Here is a 20,331-nt window from a genome sequence, read left to right as displayed (position 1 = left end):
AGTTTCACGTGGAACATCGTCGTCGGTGATCCATCGAGATAACCGAGAATCGGCCGACTTCTCGACTTGGTCGGAACCTCAGGCACCATGCCGGATTGCTCGACGCGACGAAGGTGCGTATTCGTCGGTGCGTAGACCGCGATCCCGCCAGAGCGGATCCGCTCGGTTCTGGCGAGCTTCTGTAGTGATCGGTCGGAAGCTGCCACAGCAGAGCCCCGCGTTCGTCGGGCGGGAAGTAGTTTCACGTGAAACATCTGGCAGCGCCGCCAACACTGGACAACCCTCGCGACGGGTGATCGAGCCGTGTGGCTCTCGCTCGGGCGACTCGTCCGGGGTTCGCCCCACTCGGCGTCGTCGAAAACTAGGAGCCGATGGGATTCGGATCGTCAGGGAAGCAGTTCGGCGGACGCCACCCGCGAGATCAGGAACCGTACGTGGTCTGGACAAATATCGGGATGGCGCCGCCCGGCTTCAGAAGTATCGGATAGACCGCCGAGGAGAGCGATATCCGAATCAGTGGGCAGTTTCGCGTACTTACAGCGATGTCGTTTGGCGTTCCGCGCCCGAGCACGGGAAGATGTTTCACGTGGAACAAGAACGCTCGGATAGCACCCAGTTGATGGCAATCGCGGAGCAGGTATTTGGGGACCGAATCGAATTGGCCCGGCGATATCACGACTCGTTGGCGACTGCGGGCGTCGAGCGCGGGCTCATCGGACCTCGCGAGGTTCCACGACTCTGGGAACGCCACATCCTCAACTGCGCGGCGATCGGCGAACTCATAGACGAAGGCGAGACCGTCGTGGACATCGGCAGCGGCGCGGGACTCCCCGGAATCCCGTTGGCAATCGCGAGGCCGGACCTACGGGTCACTCTTGTGGAGCCGCTTCTTCGCCGCACCGTGTACCTCGCAGAGTTCATCGAAGAACACGATCTGAACGTCCTGGTTGTACGCGGGCGCGCTGAACAGCCCGGAGTGAAGAAGGAGGCGGGCGGCGCCGATGTGGTGACGTCACGGGCAGTGGCCCCGTTGGAGAAGCTGGCCAAGTGGTCGCTTCCTCTTGTTCACGATCACGGTCGGATGCTGGCTCTGAAGGGATCGAGCGCCGGTGAAGAGATCGAGCGAGACCGGGCTTCCCTCACACGGATGGGTGCTGGCAAGCTGGAGGTAGTGGAGTGTGGAGTGGGCCTGCTGTCTACTCCAACCATCGTCGTCAGAGCGGTCCGTCAGCCTCGGAGACCGGGTCGTCACTGACCTTCGGTTGCGGACTCGTCAGTCCCGCGCTCGTCCTTATCGATCGTATTGAACACAGTCAGTTCCGCACTAAGGAGCACATATGTCGGGTGGGTCCGATTCCGCTGTTTCACGTGAAACAGCATCCAAGAAGAACGCGTCCAACTCGTCCGAGTCGGCACCGGCGGTGAAGAAGAGCTCCGACTTCGAGTACACCAACGCGATCTCGCCCGACGACACTCCGATCGGCGCCGCGGCACATCGAGCCAGTCAGGTTCTGCACCCGGGATCGGTGTCGCTCCCGAAGCCGGCGAAGCGGCGCATGCTGACGATCGCCAATCAGAAGGGCGGCGTCGGCAAGACCACCACCGCCGTGAACCTGGCTGCCGCGCTCGCCCTTCAGGGCCTGACGGTCCTGGTGGTCGATCTCGACCCCCAGGGCAACGCCAGCACCGCTCTGGGCGTCGAGCACCACTCCGGTGTGCCGTCGAGCTACGAGGTGCTCATCGGTGAAGTCAGCGCCAAGGATGCGGTGCAGCAGAGCCCGCACAGCGAGCGACTGTTCTGCATTCCGGCCACGATTGATCTTGCTGGAGCAGAGATCGAGCTGGTGTCGATGGTTGCCCGTGAGGGCCGACTGAAGACAGCCTTGTCGGTCGAGGAGCTCGGCGGAATCGATGCGGACTTCATCCTGATCGACTGCCCTCCGTCACTCGGCCTGCTGACGGTCAACGCGCTCGTTGCAGCGACCGAGGTACTCATTCCGATCCAATGCGAGTACTACGCACTCGAAGGAGTGGGACAACTCCTGCGCAATATCGAGCTGGTGCAGTCGCATCTGAACCCCGAACTCCACGTTTCCACGGTGATCCTGACGATGTACGACGGCCGTACGAAGTTGGCGGACCAGGTCGCGGAAGAGGTCCGCAAGCACTTCGGGGACGCCGTCCTGAGGGCCGTCATTCCTCGGAGCGTGAAGGTATCCGAGGCACCCGGTTACGGCATGACGGTGCTCGATTACGACCCCGGTTCACGAGGTGCGATGAGTTACCTGGACGCCGGACGAGAACTCGCCGCGCGGTCGGCCGGCATCGACGAAGCACGAAAGAAGTAAGTAGATGAGCCAAACGCGTAAAGGTGGCCTCGGCCGAGGCCTGGCCTCGCTCATTCCCACGGGTCCGGATGCCGGGCCGCGCCTCGGCAGCGCAGCCGCAGACGTGATCATCGGGGCGGATCGCAATGCCAAGGACAAGCCGGATACGTCCACGAAGCCGAAGCGCGCGCCGTCGGCCGACGACGCAACGGAAACCGCGACGGCTCCCACCCCGACTCCACCAGTGCTCAACGGAGACGACCTCTCCCCCGTCGGCGCCGTGTATCGCGAGATTGCACCGGATCGAATCGAAGCCAATCCGAAGCAGCCGAGACACGTCTTCGACGATGAATCTCTCGGCGAATTGGTGCACTCGATCCGCGAATTCGGGCTCATGCAGCCCATCGTGGTTCGGCTGGTTTCGGGTACCGCTGCCGCCGGAGACGCAAAGTATCAGCTCGTCATGGGCGAGCGTCGGTGGCGTGCGAGCCAGGAAGCCGGCCTCGAGACGATCCCCGCGATCGTGCGCGAGACGGCAGACGACGCAATGCTGCGCGACGCGTTGCTCGAAAACATCCATCGGGTACAGCTCAATCCGCTCGAAGAGGCGGCGGCGTATCAGCAACTGCTCGAAGAATTCGATGTGACCCACGAGGAATTGGCCGCAAAAATCGGGCGTTCACGTCCGGTCGTGACCAACATGATTCGACTGTTGAAGCTACCGATTCCGGTCCAACGTCGAGTGGCGGCGGGGGTTCTGTCGGCCGGGCACGCTCGTGCGCTGCTGTCGTTGGACGCAGGTTCCGATGCACAGGAGTCGTTGGCTGCGCGGATCGTTGCCGAAGGACTGTCCGTCCGCGCGACCGAGGAAGCCGTCACCCTGGCCAATCGGGAGGATGGAACGAGCCCGGAACCGGCACCTCGACGTAAGCCGATTCAGATGCCCGGGCTTCAGGACGTCGCCGACAGGCTCTCCGATTCATTCGATACGCGGGTGACGGTCAGTTTGGGCAAGCGAAAAGGCAAGATTGTGGTCGAGTTCGGGTCGGTGGACGACCTCGAAAGGATCGTCGAGATGATGGAAGCGCAGAAGAAAAAGTAGCGGCGTTTTTTCAGGACCAGACGTACGCGGGCGAAACGTCACTGTGACGTAGCTCCATAATCTACGGTCTCGAAAGTCGCGATTGATGTCGAAAAACATTGTCATGCAACATATTTCAGGGAAACGGTCCGCGCGAGAGGGTCGACGATCGGATCGCCTATTCTTGTCGAGGTACGGATCGGCTCCGAGACAGAATTTTCCCGTTGGAACGAATGCACGAAGGCTGAGGTAAGCGGTGTCGGCGATGGTGACCGGAGTGACTCTCGGTTCGTTCGAGCATCTGCCGTCGCATTCGCGGCGCTGTAGCTTCTGGGTGCTCGATCCGGCATCGGAGGATTCGTCGGTCGACCTCGAGTTCGAGAACGAAGTGTGGTTGTCGACCATCATGCTCGAGTGGGGATCATGTGGGCAGCTGTTGTCCGTCGACGGCAAGACGATCGGCTGCGCACTCTATTGCCCACCCCGGGCCGTTCCGCGGGCGAGTACGTTTCCGACGTCGCCCGTCAGTCACGACGCGGTTCTGCTGACGCAACTACGAATCGATTCTCCGGATGATGCCGATCTGCACTCGGCCACGCTGATTCAGGCTGTGGTGGGAGATCTCGTCAATCGAGGTGTTCGCGCCCTGGAGGCATTCGGCATTCGGCACAACGCCGACGACGCAGCGCCGGTGGTTCCGAATGCGACGGCACATCTGACATGTTCGGCGTCGACGTGCATGATCGAAGCCGACTTTCTCGAGAAGGTCGGCTTCGAAGTGATTGCACCTCACCACAGATTCCCCAGACTACGACTCGAGCTGGACCGGGATCACGGATGGAAGCAGGACGTCGAATCTGCGCTGGAACAGTTGCTCATTGCAGCGAGCATCTCCGTCGTCGACATCGAACAGAAGTCGACCGTCGGCGCCCGCTGATTCTCGACCTGGAGATCAGGGCGACTGGGAGATCAGGGACGATCGGCGGCGGCGAGTTCCTCGGCGAGCAATTCGGCGAACGTGAAGGTTCCGGTCGGCTGATCGTCCTGACCCAGTAGGTACAGCCGTTTCACGGCGATCAGAATTGCCTCGGCGATGATGTCGCGGAACCGCGGGTCGCTGAGCACCTCGACGTCGGATTCGTTGGTGAGGTATCCGACGTCGATCTGAATGGTCGGCATGTTGGTCAGGCGCAACAGATCCCACGTTCGGCCGTGGCTGCGGCAATCGAGAAGCGGTGTACGAGCGACAATTTCGCGCTGCACGTAGCTGGTGAGCACCTGACCGATCATGGACGTCGAACCGTGCGAATTGCCGAAGTGGAAACTGGCGACGCCGTTGGCCACCGGGCTGGTGCTCGAGGCACACCGGAGAGAGATCATCAGATCGGCGCCCCAGGCATTGGCCGTCTCGGCGCGATCGGCCACAGAGGGATTGGTGCCACGGGCGCGGGAGAGGAACGTATCCATTCCGGTCGCAGCCATTCGGCCTTCGAGGCGACTGGCCAGGTCCCACAGAATTTCCGATTCGGAGACTCGACCCAGTGCTCCGTCGACGATGCGTCCGGTATCGGCACCGCCGAGGTCGGGATCGATGACGATGCGCTTGCCGGTCAGCTGTGGTCCCGACTTTCGGACGAGCTCTTCTTCGCTCATGGCATGCGGTGATCCACCGGTGACACGCGTTCCCAGGAGATCGAGCGAACGCAACGTTGCCGGTCCACAGATGCCATCCGGTGAAAGTCCGATTTCACGCTGGAACGAGGACAAGCCCTCGTGGGTGCGAGGGCCGAAGAAGCCGTCGACGCGTTCGTTGTAGAAACCGAGGTCCTGCAGTCGCGTCTGCAGTGAGGCAACGTCGTCTCCGTACAGCGGAGCGGACAACTGGTAGATGAGGGTTCGTGCGCCGAGATGGTACGACGCTTCTTTCAACGCGCGATACGTGGCCGGGCCGACGACACCGTCGACCAACAGACCACGGTGCTGCTGAAATGCGCGTACGGCCCCACCGAGGGCGCCGTCGAAGACGGAACCGGGAGCTGTCCAGTGACCGTCGTCCATGGGACCGGGCGGAACCACGGCCTCATGGAGGAAGCCGAGAGCCGACAGGGTGCCGCGGACCTCGGCGACGGCGGGTCCGGAATCGCCGTGACTGAGTTCCTGCATCCTCGAAACGCCTCCAGATCGTTCTGACTACACCGCATCCCGATGCGGCTGATGTGCCGACGCTGGGCATCGGCACATCAGATGATTGTCGCAGAAAGACTGCCTTCCGCTGCAATCCACACGATTCGGAGGTGAATCAGATAACGCCTTCGAGGTCTTTGAGCAGCGCGGCCTTGCCCTTGGCGCCGACGATTTGCTTGACCGGCTTGCCACCCTGGAACAGGATGAGCGTCGGAATCGACATGACCTTGAAGTCGCGGGCGGCCTGCGGGTTGGCGTCGATGTCGAGCTTGGCGATCGTCAACTTGTCCTTGTGCTCAGCGGCGATCTCCTCGAGAACCGGAGCGACCATCTTGCACGGGCCGCACCAGGTTGCCCAGAAGTCGACGAGGACGGGCTTCTCGCTGGTCAGCACGTCGTCGGCGAACGACGCGTCGGTGATGGTGACTGTGCTCTTGTCGTCGGACATTTCTATCTCCTCGATGTAGGAAGCGGTGTGTGAACGGGGCCGGTCAGGCGTTGACTGCGTCGACCGGCTGGTCGGCGTGTTCGAGCGTGTTGCTGGTGATGTCGCCCTGCTCGGCCAGCCAGCGTTCGGCGTCGATCGAGGCGGTACATCCGGTACCGGCAGCGGTGATCGCCTGCTGGTAGACGTGATCGACGAGGTCTCCAGCGGCGAAGACGCCCTCCACCGAGGTGGCCGACGACGGGGACGCGACCTTGACGTAGCCGGCGTCGTCGAGTTTGACCTGACCCTTGACCAGCTCGTTACGGGGATCGTGGCCGATGGCGACGAACATTCCGGTGACGTCGAGGGTCGACTTCTCTCCGGTCTCGGCGTGCTCGAGCGAGATGCCGGTGACGCTGGTGTCGCCGAGGACTTCGAGGACCTTGGTGTCGGTGAGGAAGCGGATCTTCTCGTTGTTCTTGGCACGCTCGAGCATGATGCGCGACGCCCGGAACTCGCTGCGCCGGTGCACGATCGTGACGCTACGAGCGAACCGGGTGAGGAAGGTTGCCTCCTCCATCGCCGAGTCGCCACCACCGATGACGGCAATGTCCTGGTCGCGGAAGAAGAAGCCGTCGCAGGTGGCGCAGGCGCTGACGCCGCGGCCGAGAAGCTTTTCCTCGCCCGGAATCGACAGGTAGCGGGCTGCTGCGCCCATTGCGAGGATGATCGCGCGAGCCTGGTAGGTCTCGCCGCCCGCGGAGACGGTCTTGATCGGACCGGTCAGATCGAGCTCTTCGACGTCCTCGGTGCGGATGTCGGCACCGAATCGCTTCGCCTGCTCGCGCATCTGCTCCATCAGATCGGGGCCCATGATGCCCTCACGGAACCCGGGGAAGTTCTCGACCTCGGTGGTCGTCATGAGTGCTCCACCGAACTGGGTTCCCTCGAACAGGATCGGTTCCAGCTCTGCGCGGGCCGCGTAGACACCGGCGGTATAACCGGCCGGTCCCGAACCGACGATGATGAGATCGTGAACCTTGGGGGTACTCAATGCAGACCTTCCGATCTTGTGCGGCGTGTACTGGCCGCCGACAGCCGAGTGCACACTGCACGCGCCGGTCGACGTACATCTGGTCAACACCACCCTAGAGGCAGTTGTTCCCCGGAGAGAGATGTGTCAGCCGATATCGCGTCGAGTCAGGACGTCGGGGTTGGTACCGCCGCAGTCGTTGCCCACCGCCAGGGCGATGAACTGGGCCGGCTGCGCGCCTGCCAGCACCAGCAGGGTTCCGTCTCGGCCGTCGATCCTGACCTGAGTGGATCCGAGGACGGACGTTGCGGGGTCGACGTCGTTGGCCGCAAGACACGCCTCGAGGTCCGCCGGATCCGACAGGGCACCTGCATCACGCTTGCCGAGAATGCTGAAGGCGAAACCGGAGTCGAGGTCGGCGGAATCGAGGATCAGTGACCCGTCGGGTGCCGACGACGGTTCTGCGGCAACGGATTCGGGTGCGTCCGGGGTGCGCCACACCGCTGCGAACACGACCGAACCTACAGCGAGAAGCGCTGCGGCAGCGGCAATTCCGAGAACGACATGACGCCTGCGGGACCGGAACGGAACGACAACCGGATCGCTCGATTGCGGACCGGATTGCTCGACGGAATGGATCGTGCGATCGATCCGTTCGACGACGTCGGGCGGAATCGACAACGTCCCGGTCGGATCCTCGCCCATCTCGTTCAGCCGAGCCGACACCGCGTCGAGACCGGCGAGGACCTGCATCGACTGCTCGTCGCGACGGACCAGCGGCCACAGCCGGCTGCTGACATCCTCGGGAAGCGCATCGGCATGCAGTTCGGCCAACAGTTCCGGTGAGAACGGGGCATCGGGTAGCGCATCGGTGCTCGACGACACGTTCCTGCCTCCCTTCGCCGAATCTGCTTTCTCTCTCACACGATATAGACGCGAGGGGTCTAGATTCGGTTCCCTGCGTCTTTCAAGTAGGCGAGCTGCGTCGAGAGTTTGAGTCGACCACGTGCGCATCGACTCTTGACGGTACCGGTGGGAACGCCGAGCAGAACGGCTGCGTCGGCCACCGAGTAGCCCTCCATGTCCACGATGACGACGGCCGCACGCTGATCGGGCGGCAGCGTCATCAGAGCCTGCCGAACCAGAATGGTGGTCTCCGTCTCGGAGATGCGGTCCCTGGGCGACGCGGGCTCGTGACTTTCGTTCTCGCTCAACGGAACCGAGGGCCGTACTTTGTTGCGGCGGATGCGGTCCAAGCAGGCGTTGACGACGATCTTGTGCAACCAGCTGCGGACGGCGGCGTCGGCGCGGAACGACCCGGCGGTGCGATGGGCGGAAAGCAGAGCCTCCTGCAGAGCATCGGAGGCGTCCTCGGGTGTGTAGCTCGTGCGACGCGCCGTCAGCCACAGATGCTCGTGGTGTCGGTAGATCAAAGTGGCGAATGCATTCGGCTCCCCGGCCGCATGAGCAGCCAGAAGTTCCGCATCCGTGCGCTCCCCTAGCGCCGAATCGATACGTTCGGTCATACGAAAACGGCTCCCCCCGTGTTAACGCATTGGGGGGAGCCTAGGCCATGAAGACCGTGAAGTACGAAACGAGCCCGGATTCCGTACCGAGCGTTGGGTCTAGGAGTCGAAACCGATCCCGGAGATCGACGTGGCGATGCGGCCGCCCTGCTCTCCGAGTGTGGTGATCCAGACGAGCACGTTCCCGGTGGGCTCGGCGTCGTCGAGGGCGATGTCGGTTCGTCCGTTCTGCAGAGTGGCTTCACCGAGCAGCGTGGTGTCGCTCAGGCTGGGTGAGTCGTTCGGTGCCGACCTGATCTCGACGACGGTGCCCGGGGACGTCGATTCGATCCACGCATTGTTCAGCGCTGTCGCCGGAATCGTGACGAGCAGGCCCACGCCGTTCTTCAGAGCGGGGAACTGCTGGAAATACGAGTCGGTCGTCCACGCCGTGCTTGGGTCGTTGTCGATCACGTTGGAAGCAGTGCTGGGGTTGTCGGCCGAACCCTGCGGCGAGAAGACGCTGACACCGTTCAAGGCAACGGGCCCACCCGTCTCGGCAGGAGGTGCGGCAGTTTCGCCTGCGGGAGGTGCCGCCGCCGGAGTGGTGAGGCCGAATTCCTGGCTGTCGAGGGGCGCATCCGTGCTGTCGCCGGCGATCGAGGTGAACAGCCAGTAGCCGGCGAACGCCAGAATGACGACCGTCAACGCACCGAGTATTGCGATGGCGATATTGGTGCGGGTCGATTTGGCCTTCTCGGCGGCGATTTCCTCGGGGTCGGCGAGCGAATGCCCGCTGGCTCCTGGTGCGCGCTGGCCCAGTCGCAGAGCCGGCATCAGATCGGTCTTGTCGTTGACGACGGCGGCCTGATCGAGGACGTGCTGCACGGTGGCAGCAGTACGGATGCCACTGTTCTGTTCCAGCGCCCGCACTGCGACAGCAGAGATCTCGAACGGAACGTCGGGACGAACCTGCCTCGGCTCGAGCGGCGCGCCCTTGTCGTCTCGGTCGGCCGGACGCATGCCGCCCACGCTGCGAGCCGGAGCCTCATCACCGGACACGACCGATCCGCCGGTGGTGTCGGACAGTGGCCACCTTGCCGTGATCAGGGCGTAGAGCATGGCACCGAGACCGCGGACGTCCGAACTCGGATCGGCGTCGGCGAGAGTGGCCGGGAAAGCGAGGACGGCATTGCCGCTGGAGCTGATGCGCACGCGATCGGGGTGATCGATCGACAGGGCACCGCCGCTGCGGTGTGCTGCCTCGGCGGCTGCAGCCAGAACCTTGATCGCGCGAGCAGCCCCGGTGGGTGCGGGCACGGTGTCGGCCATTTCGCGTAGCGACCGGCCGGGCGTCCACTCTGCGACGACGATGCCGCCGGAGCTGCCACGCACCACGTCGAGCACGCGCGCGAGCCCGGGCGAATTGATCCGACCCAGACGCAGTGTGCGCGAGAGAATCGCCTGTGGACCCTCGGTGCGATCGGTGGGTGACGCGGTGGACTGCTGGTCGGCGTCGACGAACGTCAGCGCCACCTCGCGGTCCAGCTTGACGTCGTGGGCCTGCCAGAACTTGAGTCCACGTGCGCCGCCGTGCGGAGCCAGGAGTCGATACCGTCCACCAGCGACGGAGGCACCGGGAATGAGCGTCGGGCCACGAAGAGTCCGCTCGGGCGTGGGGGCAGCCGCACCGGTCGTTTCGGACTTGTCAGCGGTGGTTTTCTCCGTCGCCTTGTCCGTGGTCGGAGCCGTCGCCGTTGCCTCGGAAACGGCCTCGGGCTTCGTATCCTTGTCGGCGGGCTCTTCGACCGGCAGTTGTGCCTTCGAGATCGAGATGGTCTTGTCGGTCGGGCGCGACGCCAGAGCGGACTTGGAGATGGATACCGTTCGATCGGCCGGCTTCGGAGCTGGCTCGGTGGCGGCGCTCTTGTCGGTAGTGGCTTCTTCCGTGGTGGCGTCTTCGGCACTCGTCTTGTCGGTAGTCGCCTTGTTCTCCGATTCGACCGCGTCGGCCGTCTCTGCCGACTTCTCGCTGCCTTTCTCGGAATCCGCAGCAGGCTTCGCTGCCTCCGAGGACGCAGGAGTGGTGGCCTTGGCGGGAGCCGCCGTCTTGGGCTCGGCCTTCACGGGCTCGGTGCGGTCCTGGGTGTCGACTTCGACTCCGCCGCTCGTTCGGTCGGCTTCGTTTGCTGGAGACTGTGCCGGCCCCCCAGCAACATCGTCGTCGGTCACTGTCACTCCTTCAGGCGAATATGCCCCGTGTTGTTCTGCAAACGGTCGACCCGTGTGGGCGTATGCCCCCGGGTGCCGAGGACCAGGGTACGGGAGCCGATCCCGCGCAGTGTCCCATGTGGGCTCGGTTCGAATAACCGGAATCACGCCGGTTTCTGCAGCGGCCGGATCGGCGTCCCGGTCGGCAGGCGCGCCACGGAATCTACGAACGACGCGGCTCAGGGCCACCGTGACCGCCAGGACTTCGGGAATCTTGCCGAACCAGAGGATCGAGAACGTGATGCCGAGCATGACGATGGCGTCGATCGCGACGCGGACGAAGTTTCCGATCCAGCCGTTCGTCATTGCGTCGAGCCCGAGGATCCGGTCGATCGCAAGCATGGCAGCACCGCCGGCCAGCGAGGCGATGAGGACCAGCCAGATGGTTTTGCCGACGTTGGCCATCCGCAGGTTGCCCAGGCTCTTGTGCAACAGGTATCCGCCGATGATCGCGCCGACGGTGTAGCCGAGGCCGGTGGCCGTTCCGAGGAGCAGCACCACCTGGTCCGGATCGGACGCGACCATCGGGGCGAGGAGCGACAGGCCGATCTTCACGGCGGTGATGCCGAGGATGATCCAGGTCGGTGTCCAGGCCTGTTCACGTGCGTAGAAGACACGCAGGTGGATCAGCACGAGGGCGTACGGGATGAGGGAGAACGCAGACCAGCTGACGGCCTCACCGAGTCGGCTCGCAACGTCGGCGAATCGGCCGAACCCGTACAGCGCCTCGCCGACCCACGGCCCCGCGAAGGTCAGGAACACCACGATCGGCACCAGCGCGACCATCGTCAGCCGGGTGGCGACGGACAAATCGTCGACGACCGACGGAGTGTCACCGTTGGCCGCATTGCGACTGAGCCTGGGCATGATGGCCGTCAGTACCGTGACGCCGAGGATGCCGTAGGGCAGCTGCAGCACGATCCAGGCCTGCGAATAGATCGTGTTGCTCGCATCGTCGGTGCCCGACGCGATGTTGGTGGCAACGATCAGCCCGACCTGGCTGATGACGACATAGAGCACAATGGCTGCGGCCATCGCGCCGAACTTCTTGAGGCGTTCGTCGAATCCCCACAGTGGGCGCAGGTCGATGCGTTCGCGTCGCAGCGCGGGAATCAGGGCCAGTACCTGCGTGATGACACCCGTGGTGACGCCGAGGCCGATGACGAGCACCTGCGTGGTGCTCATTTCGTTCGGATTCAACGTGGGGTCGTCCGGAATCAGGAAGTAGATGCCGAACACCGCGAGTACGACCAGATTGTTGAACACCGGTGCCCACGCGCCGGGCTTGAAATTCTGCCTGGTGTTCAGGACCGCGGTGAGCAGACCGGACAGACCGTAGAACAGCAACGCCGGAAGTACCAGGTACGTCAGCGAGATGGTCAGGTCCTCGTTGACCTTCGGATCTCCCGACAGCATCAGCCGCGCCAGCAGCGGCGCGGCCATGGTCGCTCCGAGCGCAACGGTCCCCAGCAACGCCACCGCAATCGTGAACAGGCGTCGAACGAATGCCCGTCCGCCGTCGGCGTCTTCCTGCTCGGCCCGGACCAGCACCGGAACGACGATCGCTCCCAGTACCGCGCCGAGGACCAACTCGGAGATCATGTTCGGCAGAATTGTCGAGACGGTGAAGGCACTGGCCAGACCGGCACCGAGGGTGGCCGTCATGGCGACCTGCTTGGCGAATCCGGTGATGCGGCTGACCAGGGTTGCTACTGCGATGGATCCCGACGCGGCCAGCAACGACTTCTGCGGCCTCGGCTCGGGCTGCGGTGAAGGTTCTGTCCCGCCCGGCGGAATTTTCGACGGAGGAACCGTTCCCGACGGTGCCTGGGGGTAGTCCTCGTCGCGGAACCGCGGGATGAGTTGGGTGACGGCGTCGTCGGCAGCCGGTTGACCGTCGAGCGGGGGCGGTGCCGGGTACGAGCGCAGCTCGGGAATCGACTGCCGCTCCCAGGGTGCCGACCGCGGTGGCGTCGTGCGCCGGAAAACCTGTGCTGCCGGCATACGCGACCGCGGCAGGTCCCCGTCGTACGGGACGTTTCCTGTCATGGTCTCTCGTACCCTTCGTCGGCCGGGTCGGGTTGGCCTCTGAATCGATGCCAGAGTCGTCGACCTGCAAGTAACAGTAGGAGAGCGCCGGCGCAGGCGGTAATTATGGCCAGCGCCTGGCCGTACGCGTTCGACCGTACGGACACCGTGGACACTTCGCCGAGCCTGCTGCCGTCGAGCGCGGTCACGGAGAAGTCCACCGACAGGTTGCGGGTGGCATCGACCTCGGCCGGGACGGTGATGGTTCGTGATCCACGGGCCGGGAGCTGGGTGACGCCGACGTCGCTGATCGTCATTTCCGGGGGCGCATCGACTCGCAGCAGCACGTTGACCGGCATCGGCAGGTCGTTGCGTGCGACGAGCAGCAACGGGCTCTGTTCGGAGGCGAGGGTGTAGACGCCGCCCGGCGCGAGCACGGTCACCGATCCGTAGATGGTGTCGATGCCGATTCGGGTAGCGGCGAGTCGGGTGAATGCCATGGTGCCGGTCTCATCGGCCACCGAACTGGCTCGACCCGCCGTGGAGAGTGCCCGGAGCATGTCCTCGCGCAGCGGTGCGGTGAACAGGCGCGGGGTGAGCGCCGACTGAGGATCCTCGACCAGCGACTGCATCAGCGTCTCGATCCGAGCGCTCTGCGTTCTCACCAAGTCGATGGTGCCGGTATCGAGTTCGGTGGCAGCATCGACGCTGCTCACCGGGGTGCCCGAGGTGGGTTCGGCAATCAGTTCTGCCAGCGGTCGGGGCGTCGCCAAACCGGAACGCAGCAGCGAGGACACCGTCGACAGAATGGCCGACGGCTCGTCTCCCCCTGCGGTCCAGTACTGCGGGGGTGCGACCGTGACGGTGCGCCCGGGCCGATCGGTGCCGACGAGAGCATGGAAGTTGACAGCACCGAGTGCGTCCTGCAGGCGCGCTGTACGGGAGTCCGTGTCGAGGTCGAATCGCTGCTCGGCGGGAGTGAGGGCAGGAGTGGACGGGGTGTCGCCCACTCCGGCCAGTGCCGCTGCGGTGGCCGCGTCGTAGTGGGCGGCGGCCAGCGTCGAGGGCGGCTGTGATTCCGACGGCTGGGTTCCGGTCGGAGGGACATTCGTCGAGATCAGCTGGGCCATCGGTGCCGATGTCGGCGGGCTGATGCTGTTGTCGGCGACCAGCACGGTTCCGGTACCCGCGGAGCGCAGGGCGTCGGCGGTGTCGGCGTCCACGCCTCCGGTGGTGCTCCAGGTGAAACCCCGCGTCGAGGTGATGCCGAGGATGCCGTCGACGACATCTGCAGGCGTGGAGATCGCGCTCTGGATCAGCGAGGCGTCGCCGATGTCGGCCACTGCCCCCAGGTCGGTCTGTGCGAACGGCATGGCAGTCACGCATGTGCTCGACGCGATGGTTTCGAGACGGGACAGCCACTCGGTCGCGGCCGCGCTTCCGGTGCCGTCCCGAGCGGTGCTGGCGGGATCGGCCGGGTTGTCGACGACGAGATAGCCGCGGGTCATGTTCGAGACGGTGACGAGCAGGTCCGGATCGATGCCGATGCACAGGCTCGACGCGAGGTTGCCGCCGGGATCGAGGCCGGGTTTCGTTGCGAATTCCACGGCCTTGAGCAGGGTGTCGAGCCGACCGCCCGAGGCGAGTTCTCCGGCCAGCTCGTCGTCGATCAGTCGCACTCGCTCGTCGACCGAGCCGGGTATTCCCGCAGCGAGGCGCGGAATGTCGGCCAGTGGCCACAGCACGGTCATCGCGACGGGGTTTCGGGTGTTCGGCGGCAACGGTGCCGCGTCGGGGGCGGCGGGATCCATCTCGCCCGGGTTACGCGGCAGCCCGACGACAGGGAGCAGGAAGCGTGCGTCGTCGAGTCGTGCGGTTCCGCCGTACTCGGGCGTGCCGTTGACATTGAGCAGCAGTGGGTAGACGCCGGGTGCCTCGATCCCGAGCGAGGGCTCGGTAGTGCTGCGCAGTTGCATCGACAGGTCGAACTGGCGGCTCTCGTCCTTCTCCAACGACTCGGCCACCGTGACGAAATCGCCGACGCGGTCGAACCGTTCCTGGTCGAGGGTCAGCGAGGTGCGCAGGCCTGCCGTGGTGTCGATGGCGGACGAGGCCTGCATGCGGACACTGACGTCGTCGACGCGTCGATCGCCGGTGTTGGTCACCGTCGCCCGGACGGTCACGAACGGGTCGCTGCTGGTGGTGACGGTCGACGGGGCGACGGTGTCGATGCTGAGCGTCAGAAAGGGGTTGCCGGCCTGCGTCATCGGAGTGTCGGGGACGGCGCTGGTGGACTCGATATCGCCGACGGACGCGTCGGGCTGAGCGGCGGCCATCGGAAGCTGCGTGGGGACAACCGCCGCCACCCCGACGGCCGGTGCCACCGCAAGGAGGAACGAGGTCAGTGCGGCGGCAGTGACCTTCCGAGCCCGCACGATCACTTCTCGCCGGGGGTCGGTGCGCTCGAGTTCCCGTTCTTCGTGCTGCTGTTCATGTCGTCGATGAGGCGGGTGGCGATCGCGGCGAGTTTGCGTTCGTCTGCGTAGGCGAGTCGCGACGGCAGTTCGCTCAGCGGTACCCAGGCGACCTCGGTGACTTCGAGGTCCTCGTCCGAGAGTTCGCCGCCGAGGAATCGCAGCAGGTAGTGGTGGACGGTCTTGTGGACGCGTCGGCCCTCGGTGACGAACCAGTAGTCGATGCTGCCCAGCGACGCGAGGACGGTCCCGCGGATGCCGGTTTCCTCGGCCACCTCGCGCATGGCCGTCTGCTCGGCGGTTTCGCCTTGCTCGATGTGACCCTTGGGCAGGGACCAGAGCAGACGTCCCCGACGGTCGGTACGTCCGATCAGGGCGGCGCAGCGGGTGGCGGGCGGACCGTCGAGGCCGTCGACCACCAGGCCGCCTGCCGAGGTTTCGCGGACGGTCCGCAGCTTGGGTGCTTCGGTGTCGGCGCGTGCCTGACGCCGCCGCGGGTTGCGGCGACTCCTGTTCGATCGTTCGGCAGCAGACACCCGATCCATACTAGTTGCCCATGCGCACTCTTCTGCCGTGCCGCACCGCGGGGTAAAGGCCGGGACAATCGATCGCCACGGCGCAAGTAGGCTCTTCCACCGTGGCCGATCAGTCCCTGTCTTCCGTTTCCGCCGAGCAGACCGATGCCCGCCGGGAGAGGTTGCTGGCCGGAGCGGCGGTGACGCTGCGCGAGCTCGCTCCGGTGTTGACTCCGCTCGGTGCTCTGTTCGCGGCCGCCGGGCACGAGCTGTATCTCGTCGGCGGAACGGTACGCGACGCGGTTCTCGGTCGACTCGGCACCGATCTGGATTTCACCACCGACGCCAGACCCGAGGACGTGCAGGCGATGCTGTCGGGCTGGGCGGATCATCAGTGGGATACGGGCATCGCGTTCGGCACCATCAGTGCGGCCAAGGACGACCAACAGATCGAGATCACCACCTACCGCACCGATTCCTACGATCAGGTCTCTCGTAATCCCGAAGTGCAGTACGGCAACAGCCTCGAAGAGGATCTCGTTCGACGCGATTTCACGGTCAACGCCATGGCCGTGCGTCTGGGAGCAGACGGCGCACAGGAGTTCGTCGACCCGCTCGGCGGGATGGATGCGCTGCTCGAGGGCGTACTCGACACGCCGTCGGCACCGGAGGTCTCCTTCGGCGACGATCCCCTCCGCATGCTGCGCGCCGCGAGGTTCGTCTCCCAGCTCGGATTTTCGCTGATGCCCCGGGTGCACCGGGCCATCGAGGACATGGCGGATCAGATCGACCGGATCACGGCCGAGCGCATCCAGGTGGAGCTGGACAAGCTGATGCTCGGCGCGCACCCGATCGACGGCATCGACGTGATGTGCGAGACGGGGTTGGCGCAGCGGATCATCCCCGAGGTTCCCAACATGAAGCTCGAGATCGACGAGCATCACCAACACAAGGACGTGTATTCGCACTCGCTGACGGTGCTGAAGCAGGCGATCGATCTCGAGGACGGCGATCCGGATCTCGTATTGCGTTGGGCTGCACTGCTTCACGACATCGGCAAGCCCGATACCAAGCGAAACGAGCCGGGTGGTGGAGTGAGTTTCCACCACCACGAGGTCGTGGGCGCCAAGCTGGTGCGAAAGCGTATGCGCGCCTTGAAGTATTCCAAGAAGATGATCGAGGAAGTCTCGCATCTGGTGTTCCTGCATCTGCGATTCCATGGCTACGGCAAGGGTCAGTGGACCGACTCCGCCGTCCGCCGCTACGCCACCGATGCCGGCGAGCTACTTCCCAAGTTGCACAAGCTCGTTCGAGCCGATTCGACCACCAGGAACAAACGCCGCGCGGCCGCGCTGCAGGCGACGTACGACGATCTCGAAGAGCGCATCGCCCGCATCGCCGAGCAGGAGGATCTGGCCCGGGTCCGCCCCGATCTCGACGGCAACGCAATCATGGAGTTGCTCGGCATCCCGGCCGGTCCCGACGTGGGCAAGGCATGGAAGTTCCTGAAGGAACTCCGACTCGATCGCGGACCACTCTCCCGCGAGGACGCCGAAGCGGCGCTGCTCGAGTGGTGGCCTACGCACTAGCGCGTCCCGCGCACGTGCACGAAACTTCGTAGCCCACTACGAATTTCCGCTCACGACGAGCGAAGCTCGGCCTTGACGAGGTAGACGTTGTAGCTGTCCCACTCCGACATGGTGAAGTACAGCTCGTTCGGCGTCGACCAGGGGTGGATGAAGCCGCCGTACGCTTTCGGGTACTCGGCAGTGTCGATCAACGTGCTGGGCGGCGTCCACTCCCCCTGCGGTGAATTCGCTTCTCGCAGGACGATATCGCCGCGAATCGGGTCGAGGTAGGTCATCTGCCAGAGGTCACGGGCCTCGTCGTGATGGACCGACAGTTCCCCGGCCATACCGTCGGCGATGGGGGTGGCCTCGTTCGAGTCGACCGGAGCCCAGGTGCCGTTCACCCAGTATTGGTATGCGGTCTTGTTCAGCACGTCCGCTTTCGGGACGCGAGCGAGACCCACCTGCCCGACGCGTCCGTTGACGGTGCCGAACATGTAGACGTACTCCCCCGCCGGGACCATCGTCGACACCTGGAACTTGGAGAAGCCGAAGAGGTTGTCCCACTTGGCATGCTCGTCCTTGACCCAGGTCGACCCGTTGTCGTCCGAGTAGGCGATGCCGCCGTAGTTGGTCCACCACATACCGGGAATCGTGCTCCAGCGCCTGATGGACATGTACGACATGTACTGCCGGTCGTCGATCGCGAAGCCGGAGGTGGGGATGACGGTGGTCTCCCAGTTCTTGATCTTGCGCGAGGGCAGCAATTCGGCTGCGTGACAACGCGAATCCTGCACCATCGAATCGAGGGTCATACCGTCGGAGAGGTCGGTGTCGGTGCTGTGTCCCAGGACGTTCGACCGCCAGTCGTCGCCGCCGACGACGCCGAATTCCCACCCCTTGCCGAAGGAATCACCGAATGCGACGGCGACCTCGCCGGGTTTGCTCTCCCACATGATGCCGAGGTCGGTGCCGTCGACCTGCCAGCGCTTGTCGGTGCGGTTCTCCGATCCCGGCCCGGTCAGCTGCGAGACCACGTCGACATTGCCGACGGCAGGTGCCGCCGGCGGTGGCGTACTCGGACCGGGCTCTGCTGCGGTGACGGCCGGGGCAGGGGGCGGCGTTGCCGGGGCGCCACCGGGGCCAGGGATCGGAATGGGGATGGTTTCGGGCTGTGGGTCGATTTCGATTCGAGGGAAGGGCAGGCGGCCTGCAGATCCAGTCCCCGACGTGGGTGATTCCGCGGGGTCGGTCAGATCGGGGCACGGGTCCGCGCACGGATCGCTGAGCGGATCGGCCTGGACGCGGGTGTTGTTCGGGGCCGGGTCGGGTATCGGGACCAGTTCGAGGGACGGATACGGCACGGGTATCACCAGGCGGTCCGGTAGCGGGGGGAGCTGCGGCGGATTTCCCGGGCCGATGGGATCGGGTGGATAGTCCTTGGGATCGAATCCTGTTTCGCCGCAGGAATTCACCGGGGGTGGGGGCGCGGCGAAAGCCGGCGGCGCAGCAAGGACGGCTGTTCCCGCGGCAACCGCGAAGATACAGCCGAGCGATGTTGTCCGGCCGTACATGTGGTTCCCCATTCCTCCGACGAAACCTCCCGGTCCGATACGGAAAGGTACACCACGTCAGTGGCGTGCGCGCCTGCTGACGATGGCCACTGCGACCAATCCGAGGGCGTAGAGGCCCGCTCCGACGAACACCAGCGCATGCGCAGTGGGATCCTGGCTCAGATCGGTGGTGGTGGGCCCGACGGCGAATGCCGCCGCGGCCAGAGCGCCGACGAACGCGATGTTGAAGACCGTGTCCTGCAGGGCGAACACGCGTCCGCGGTGGGCATCGTCGATCTCGATCTGCATGGCGGCGTCACCGCTGAGTTTGACGGTCTGCCCGGCGATCCCGAGAAAGAAGGCCCCGATCAGCAGGCTGTTCTGCGTCAGGCCGGAGACGGCTCCGAGCTGGGCCGCGATGGCAAGGACGAGGGCCGTGGCGATCGTGGGGGTCCGTCCGAACCGTGGAACGACGAACGGGGTGATGACGGCCGCGAGGAACATGCCGACGGCTGTGGCACCGACGGCTATCCCGAAGCCCGCGAGTCCTCCGGGCAAGGTGCTCGCGGTGGCCTCGCGCAGAACCAACACCATGATCAGCGTGTTGATGCCGAACACCACGCGGTGTGCGCCGATACCGATCATCGCGGCCGTCACCCCGGGCGCTCGCCAGACGGCGAGAGCACCCGACTTCAGCCCGGCAGCAACATCTTCCACAGGATTGTCGGTTCGGATCCCGGTGCCCGGTCCCAGTGACCGCGGTCGGAAGCGTGCCGCCGCGATCGCCCCGACGATCGACCCGGTGGCGGCGACACCCACAGCGACACCCGAGCCGAGGTCGCCGGCACCGACGAGGCTGATCACGGCGACGGCAAGCCCGGCACCGGCGGCAGCGAAACCGGACCCGACGGTGGCCAGTACCGAGTTCATCGGGACCAACCACGATTGCCGAACCACGTGGGGCAGTGAGGCAGAGGCCCCGGCAAGGACGAACCTGCTCAGCCCGACGGTGGCCAGCGCCAACAGCAACAACGGCGTCGCGTCGACTCCGGCGCACAGCAGGATGGCGGTAGCCACGATCAGAACGATGCGAACGATGTTCGCCCACAACAGGACCGATCGTCGGTCCCAGCGATCCAGAAGGGCTCCGGCGAAAGGCCCGACCAACGAATACGGTACGAGCAGCACCGCAAATCCGGCCGCGATCTCCGCCGGATTCGTCGCGCGCTCGGGATTGAACAGGATCGCACCGCTCAGTGCCGCCTGAAACAATCCGTCGCCGAACTGACCGGCGAACCGAACGGTGGTGAGCTTGCCGACTCCCGGGGACTCGCGTAGGCGGGTACGGAAGGAGGCGTCGTTCAC

15 protein-coding genes are annotated in these 20,331 nt (G+C 64.9%); 5 read left to right on the top strand and 10 right to left on the bottom strand.

Annotated elements, in window-relative coordinates; translation table 11 throughout:
• Window positions 1-577 precede the first annotated feature (577 nt).
• The 4 genes from rsmG (at window position 578) to CH305_RS08360 (ending at window position 4,345) form a co-directional block, all read left to right on the top strand.
• Window positions 578-1,255, top strand: a complete 678-nt coding sequence (gene rsmG / locus CH305_RS08375; RefSeq protein ID WP_094703368.1) for a 16S rRNA (guanine(527)-N(7))-methyltransferase RsmG — start codon at window positions 578-580, stop codon at window positions 1,253-1,255.
• Window positions 1,256-1,337: 82 nt separating this feature from the next.
• Window positions 1,338-2,348 (top strand): ParA family protein, encoded by a 1,011-nt coding sequence (locus CH305_RS08370; protein ID WP_032378750.1) that lies wholly within the window; start codon window positions 1,338-1,340, stop codon window positions 2,346-2,348.
• Between the two features lie 4 nt (window positions 2,349-2,352).
• Complete coding sequence (locus CH305_RS08365) at window positions 2,353-3,429, top strand: ParB/RepB/Spo0J family partition protein (protein WP_037152122.1); 1,077 nt, start codon at window positions 2,353-2,355, stop codon at window positions 3,427-3,429.
• Window positions 3,430-3,664: 235 nt separating this feature from the next.
• Window positions 3,665-4,345, top strand: a complete 681-nt coding sequence (locus CH305_RS08360; protein ID WP_032401674.1) for a hypothetical protein — start codon at window positions 3,665-3,667, stop codon at window positions 4,343-4,345.
• 32 nt (window positions 4,346-4,377) lie between these two features.
• On the opposite strand, the gene CH305_RS08355 is transcribed toward CH305_RS08360, so the two are convergent.
• From CH305_RS08355 to CH305_RS08320, 8 genes are all read right to left on the bottom strand, one after another.
• Window positions 4,378-5,571 carry an N-acetylmuramoyl-L-alanine amidase gene (locus CH305_RS08355; RefSeq protein ID WP_032378747.1) on the bottom strand — a complete coding sequence of 398 codons (1,194 nt, stop codon included), beginning with the start codon at window positions 5,569-5,571 and terminating at the stop codon, window positions 4,378-4,380.
• A 136-nt stretch (window positions 5,572-5,707) separates the two neighbouring features.
• On the bottom strand, window positions 5,708-6,040 hold the full coding sequence (gene trxA, locus CH305_RS08350) for a thioredoxin (protein WP_037152116.1): 333 nt from the start codon (window positions 6,038-6,040) through the stop codon (window positions 5,708-5,710).
• 43 nt (window positions 6,041-6,083) lie between these two features.
• Window positions 6,084-7,073 carry a thioredoxin-disulfide reductase gene (trxB, locus tag CH305_RS08345; RefSeq protein WP_094703483.1) on the bottom strand — a complete coding sequence of 330 codons (990 nt, stop codon included), beginning with the start codon at window positions 7,071-7,073 and terminating at the stop codon, window positions 6,084-6,086.
• A 126-nt stretch (window positions 7,074-7,199) separates the two neighbouring features.
• Window positions 7,200-7,937 (bottom strand): hypothetical protein, encoded by a 738-nt coding sequence (locus tag CH305_RS08340; protein WP_143545263.1) that lies wholly within the window; start codon window positions 7,935-7,937, stop codon window positions 7,200-7,202.
• Window positions 7,938-7,996: 59 nt separating this feature from the next.
• On the bottom strand, window positions 7,997-8,578 hold the full coding sequence (gene sigM / locus CH305_RS08335) for an RNA polymerase sigma factor SigM (protein WP_052058538.1): 582 nt from the start codon (window positions 8,576-8,578) through the stop codon (window positions 7,997-7,999).
• A 99-nt stretch (window positions 8,579-8,677) separates the two neighbouring features.
• Window positions 8,678-12,877, bottom strand: a complete 4,200-nt coding sequence (locus CH305_RS08330; RefSeq protein WP_179278230.1) for a lipid II flippase MurJ — start codon at window positions 12,875-12,877, stop codon at window positions 8,678-8,680.
• On the bottom strand, window positions 12,874-15,297 hold the full coding sequence (locus tag CH305_RS08325) for a DUF6049 family protein (RefSeq protein ID WP_032401678.1): 2,424 nt from the start codon (window positions 15,295-15,297) through the stop codon (window positions 12,874-12,876). The genes CH305_RS08330 and CH305_RS08325 overlap by 4 nt, the downstream gene beginning before the upstream one ends.
• Window positions 15,294-15,866, bottom strand: coding sequence for an NUDIX hydrolase (locus tag CH305_RS08320; protein ID WP_094703481.1), 573 nt, complete (start codon window positions 15,864-15,866; stop codon window positions 15,294-15,296). The genes CH305_RS08325 and CH305_RS08320 overlap by 4 nt, the downstream gene beginning before the upstream one ends.
• A gap of 101 nt (window positions 15,867-15,967) precedes the next feature.
• Between CH305_RS08320 and CH305_RS08315 the strand changes: the two genes are divergently transcribed.
• Entirely contained in the window at window positions 15,968-17,434 is a 1,467-nt protein-coding gene (locus CH305_RS08315; protein ID WP_094608925.1) for a CCA tRNA nucleotidyltransferase, read from the top strand.
• 50 nt (window positions 17,435-17,484) lie between these two features.
• Here the strand turns inward: CH305_RS08315 and CH305_RS08310 are convergent, their stop codons facing one another.
• Window positions 17,485-18,987, bottom strand: coding sequence for a DUF4185 domain-containing protein (locus CH305_RS08310; RefSeq protein ID WP_094703366.1), 1,503 nt, complete (start codon window positions 18,985-18,987; stop codon window positions 17,485-17,487).
• A 57-nt stretch (window positions 18,988-19,044) separates the two neighbouring features.
• The gene (locus tag CH305_RS08305) at window positions 19,045-20,331 is read right to left on the bottom strand and encodes an MFS transporter (RefSeq protein WP_094608923.1); all 1,287 of its coding nucleotides are present in this window, start codon (window positions 20,329-20,331) and stop codon (window positions 19,045-19,047) included.

Source organism: Rhodococcus sp. 15-649-2-2, from assembly GCF_002258645.1.
GTDB lineage: Bacteria > Actinomycetota > Actinomycetes > Mycobacteriales > Mycobacteriaceae > Rhodococcoides.
This window is presented reverse-complemented; position numbering and strand designations above follow the sequence as displayed.